This is a genomic window from Trichococcus sp., assembly GCF_049589555.1.
GTDB lineage: Bacteria > Bacillota > Bacilli > Lactobacillales > Aerococcaceae > Trichococcus.
Window position 1 is genome coordinate 1 of the sequence record NZ_JBAWAZ010000305.1, and the last position, 5,325, is coordinate 5,325.

Here is a 5,325-nt window from a genome sequence, read left to right on the forward strand (position 1 = left end):
CTTAGCGTATTCATCTGTACAATTTCTGTACAGAAAGTTACTTGCTTATTCATTTGACAAAAGGTATCTTTGTCTATGAAAGGAGCGGAGATACTTCGGTATTTCCTGACTAACTGACTATGACAAATAAAAAAATATTTTGGGGCATCGCCTTGTTCCTGACTGTCTTGACTGTGGGCCGATTTTTCTGGCTTGACCACTTCACGCTGCCGGACGCACCCGCCGCCGAAAACGGCACGCTGGATCTGCGGGATTGGGGGCCGCTCACTGAACACACGCTTCCATTGGATGGGGAATGGGACTTTTATCCGGAAACCTTCCTGTATGGAGACGGCTATAATCCGGAAACTCCGGAGTCAGCTGTCGCGGCGGTTCCGAACCAGCAGTCCGCGGACGGGAGTGAAAGCAACAATTATGACTTCGGTACCTACCGGCTGCGGATTCAGCTCGAACCGGGCGCAGACACCAGCGTCGGACTGCGCCTCCCGACCATCCGCAGCGCGGCTGAAGTATACATTAACGGAGAACTGATCGCCGAAAACGGAGCAATCGGGAAAAGCGCGGCGGCATACGAGCCGGTTAATCGGCCGCAGACGCTCTACTACACGGTGGACGAGAGCGGTATTCTCGACTTGGTCATCCAATACGCCGATTTTGACTATCCCGCGGAAAAAGGGATCAGCCAGCCGATCACGTTCGGCTTGATCGGACCATTCACCCGGAGTCAAAACTTCACGACCATCATGGTGATCGTGCCCTGCATCATCTATCTCATCCACGGAATCTACAGCCTGATCATCTACTTCCTGTTCGGCAAGGACAGTCGCATTCTTGCATTCTTCGGTGTGATCATCGCGGTGATTTTGGGCACGTTGATCAGCGAAAGGCTGTTGTTCGAATGGGTCCCGTTCAATTTCGAATGGCGCACCAAGGTCATTTTTCTGACCATGCTGATGGGCGGCTTTTCGATTTCCCACGCCATCAAATCGCGATTGCCGGTTTTGTGGCGCGATACGTTTGCGCGGTATTATTCTTTGGCATGCGGTGCTGCTTTTGCGCTTGTCGTTTTGCTGCCGGCCCGCGTGAGTTTGGCCGGGATGCCTTTCCACATCGCGCTCATGCTCACCCCGTGCCTGTTGCTGCCGCTGACGTTAGCCTATGTCACAATAAAGATCGACAGCGATACTATTTTCCTGCTTTTCGCGGGCATCGCTTCCATGTGGAGCCTGCTTTGGTTGATTGTGAACCACACCTTATCCATCGAAATGGTCCCTTATCCATTCGACTTGCTGATTGCACTGTTTTGTTTCTCCAGCTATTGGTTCAAGCGTTATTTCCGGGTGCTCCATCAGTCCCGGGATCTGGCTTTGAAACTGCAGGAAGAGGACAAGCAAAAAGATGCATTTTTGACGACGGTGGCGCACGAAATGCGTAATCCGCTCCATGCCATCCTGAACATCACGAACTCCGTGATCGAAAAGGAAGCCGATCGGATGAGCGAACCGGCGCGAAACGATCTAGAGCTGCTGCAGGAAGTCGGGCGGCACATGTCCACCCTTTTGAACACGATGCTGGACTTGGAGCGGCTCGCCCTGAACCGGATGGAGCTGCAACTGAAGGAAGTATCGCTACACAACACGGCTAGGGCGGTGCTGGACATGATCAGCTACATGACGGATGGAAGGACCATCCAGTTGGTGAACCGGGTGCCAGAGGACTTTCCGCTTGTGAACGCCGATCAGAACCGGCTGATCCAGATCCTGTTCAACTTGCTGCACAACGCAGTCAAATATGCTGAGGTGCGCGAACTGGCAGTATCCGCGGTCGTTGTCAACGGAACTGCGCAAATTTCGGTCAGCGACAACGGCATCGGTATTGACGCAGCCCACCTCGACACGCTGTTCGACCGTTATACCCAAGCGTACATGCACAGCGATACCGCAGACAACAGCGGCATCGGTCTCGGATTGAACATCTGTCAGCGGCTCGTGAACCTGCACGGCGGCGAACTAAGCGTTTCGTCAGTCGTGGGAGAAGGAACGGTGTTCACCTTCACGCTGCCGCTGGCTGAAGCGACGGCAGCTGATCATGCGGTTGATGTGACCACTGCTATTAATGAAAAGAGCGCTTTTGTGAAGGATCAGACTGCGCCGGAGGGGATGCGGCTCAATGCTTTCAGTAATGAGGCTGCTGTCGGAGAAAACGACGTGTCAGAATCGATCCGCTTGCTCGCAGTCGATGATGATCCCGTAAACCTGAAGATCCTGCAGTCGCTCTTCCCCGCCCCCGAATATGCCTTTGCTAAAGCGGCCAACGGTGTGGAAGCCCTAGCGCTCCTTGAGCGGGGCTCCTGGGACATTGTTGTGGCCGATGTGATGATGCCGCACATGTCCGGCTATGAACTGACGCGCCGGATCCGCGAACGCTTCACCTCGTTTGAATTACCCGTCCTTTTGCTGACGGCGCGCGGACAAGCCGAGGATGTCGTCGCCGGCTTCCGCGTAGGCGCGAACGACTACGTAACGAAGCCGATCGAGGGCTATGTGCTGAAGGCGCGGATCAACACACTGGTTCATTTGAAAAGCTCCATCAACGACCGGATTCGTTTTGAAGCCGCCTTCCTTCAGGCTCAAATCCAGCCGCACTTTTTGTTCAATACGATCAACTCAATCGTCTCGTTGGCCGAGAGCGACATCGGCAAGATGACGGAGTTGCTGATTGCATTCGGCGACTACCTTCGCTACAGCTTCAGCTGCGAAAATGCGCAGCCGCTTGTCCCGATCCGGCATGAACTTGAGCTTTTGGAAGCCTATCTGTTCATCCAGAAACAGCGCTTCGGCGACCGGATCAACGTTCTTTGGGACGTGGACGAATCGCTTTCGTTCGAAATCCCTCCGTTGTCGATCCAGCCGCTCGTCGAAAATGCGATCAAACACGGCATACTGAGACGTGTTAAAGGCGGCACGGTCCAGATCCGCATCGCCGAAGAAACGCACGCCATCATTGTCACAATCCGTGATGATGGCGTCGGAATGACCGCCGATCAAGTAACGGCTTTGCGGAAGGAACGTTGTGGAAACGGCATCGGCATCCGCAACACCAACCGACGCCTGAAGCAGCTGTTCGGGCAGGAGCTGACCATCTTCAGCCGGGTGGATGATGGTACGACGGTGTGCTTCGAGGTACCGAAAGAGTGAATGGTTGTGGGTTGCGGGGATCCGCCGGGAACTCCGGCGAAACAGGGTTTGGCAGGAGCTGACCGCTGGAATGATTGTCACCTCCGATTAAGGCGGCTTCGCCGGAGGTGCGCTGCCAGCTAGTCGCTCTCCTCCGGCCAACATCCGCTCGTCGGAGGAGAGCTAGCTGGCGCAGTGGCTATCCCGGCTTTTTGTCCATATTCGGTCGCTATCAGTTTTGCGTGGGTGGGATCTTTGGAGCACCCAATCTTATTTAATATGCAGCTTACTCACTTTATAAGTATTTATAGGTTATTTAATACACAAGCGCCTTGTATTTTCCTGAATGCTGATCGTGTTTGCGGCCGGACTTCCGAAAATCGCCAAGATCGCCGGGGATGTAAAATCATACGCTGAAAGGCTGTTTAAGTTTGTTGCCATCGGTTCCTTGGAAAAAAATGCGGCGAGACTGGCATTGGAGGAACCCGCAATGTTACGATCTTTTGCGGTAGGCGGTTGTGGGCATGAGCGAAAAAAGAATCAGAAGGCCAGGTTGAAAAAACGCCAGCTTCCCTGATTCTTTTTTGTTTTGTTTTAACGTTTCGCTACAGATAGAAATACAACGACTGCAGCAGGTAGTCCGATTCGTATTTTTCGGCCAGCTTGAAGAGCTGGCGTTTCAGGGTCGCGATCGTGTTGGTCTTGCTCCGGTAGTTGGCGAGGTCCTTTTCGTACTTTCTGCGCTCGGCTTCGGTCGCTTGCCTTTTGAAATAACCCCAAACGTGGGCCGCGGCGTTTTCGGCGTAGCCGGGGCGGATTTCTGCGGCGAAGGCGGTGTCGATGAGGCGATAGAATTCCAGGACCGGGTAAGCTTCCTTGTCTTTGAGCAGCGTGCGGATGGCTTGATAGATAGTAGGTGACCTTTCGAGGATGGCATACTTGTAGCGGCCCCACTCTTTTTCCAGCCGTGTTGGTTTTGGCGCGATCGTGGTTGCGTTCTGGCATTTGATGGCAGAGAGGTTTTTGTCCTTCACTTCCAACATGATGTCGATGGTCGAGTCTTCCAGGTGGTTGTGGAATTGCAGGAAGGTCTCCAGATCAATCGTATCGGTATGGGCGCCTGGGCGTTTGCCGAGAGCCTGCTGGGAGTAATGGATTTTCTGTTTGCCGTCCGCTCCCTTCCAGGTCTTTTTGGCGTCGGCGATCCAGTAGTGGTCATCTTTGCCGGTTGGAGGCGGATTGACGGCGTGGTGCAGGTTGTCGTAGACGGCCGGGATCTGGAGCTGGTTCGCCAGCTTCAGGACGTCCTCGATGTTGTAGAGCCTGTCGTCATTTTCGATGATCACTCGGTTTTTGACGCTTTCCGGAAGGCGCTGGAAGTTCTCGGCGAAACGGTCCAGTGCTGCTTCTTTGTCCCCATAGATGCCGCCGACATGCAGGACGATTTTGTTGGTTGTGTCGGTGCCGAGCGCGGTCAGGATTTGGTCGTGGTAGACCAGATCTTCGACGGCGCGCTCAACGACGTCTTGCGTCGGCGAGTTCAGGACGGTGTATTGGCCCGGGTGCAGGGAGACGCGCATGCCGCTTTTGCGGATTTTGGCGCCGATGCGCTCGAAGGCTGCCTTGTGGATTTCCGGCCAATCGAGTGCGTTGATTGGACTCGAACCGAACGGGATCAGGTCCGAGCTGATGCGGTAGAGGCGGATGTCGTTCTTGCGGTTGTAGTCGATCATCCGCTCCAAAGCGGCGAGGTTGTGCGCGGTCACCTCCGTCAGTTTCTCCGGAGTTGCGTTCCGTTGCATGACGCTGCGGATGTTTGTGTTTGATGTGCCGATGTTGAGGCAAGCATAGCCGATGCTCATGAATGTGCTCCTTTCTGTTGATTGGATTGAAGATTACCTGTTCATCTATCACGACCCGATGGCCGCGATAATGTGTATGGACTATTATACGCAATCATGCGGGGGGATTGCTATTCGGATGCTTCGGATGGAAGTGTCGGCTGTTTGTGATACCGTCCTGGGCATTCGCCCGGCGAGGAAGGATGTGGTGTCGAGCGAACGCAGTGTCGGGGGAGCGGAGCGGGTGTCGGCTGTTCGGCGTACTTCGGGTTGCGTTCAGCCGACGCTTTTGGGTTCCGTCGGCTGTT

3 protein-coding genes are annotated in these 5,325 nt (G+C 54.4%); 2 read left to right on the plus strand and 1 reads right to left on the minus strand.

Annotated elements, in window-relative coordinates; all coding sequences use genetic code 11:
- The first annotated feature begins 119 nt into the window (after nucleotides 1-119).
- Complete coding sequence (locus tag WBV27_RS10615; RefSeq protein ID WP_424201906.1) at nucleotides 120-3,197, plus strand: ATP-binding protein; 3,078 nt, start codon at nucleotides 120-122, stop codon at nucleotides 3,195-3,197.
- A 584-nt stretch (nucleotides 3,198-3,781) separates the two neighbouring features.
- Here WBV27_RS10615 and uvsE read toward each other — a convergent pair.
- Nucleotides 3,782-5,038, minus strand: coding sequence for a UV DNA damage repair endonuclease UvsE (gene uvsE, locus WBV27_RS10620; protein ID WP_424201908.1), 1,257 nt, complete (start codon nucleotides 5,036-5,038; stop codon nucleotides 3,782-3,784).
- Here uvsE and WBV27_RS10625 point away from each other — a divergent pair.
- Nucleotides 5,031-5,325 (plus strand): hypothetical protein (locus WBV27_RS10625; RefSeq protein WP_424201910.1); only part of this gene is annotated, 295 nt, incomplete at its 3' end. The genes uvsE and WBV27_RS10625 overlap by 8 nt on opposite strands.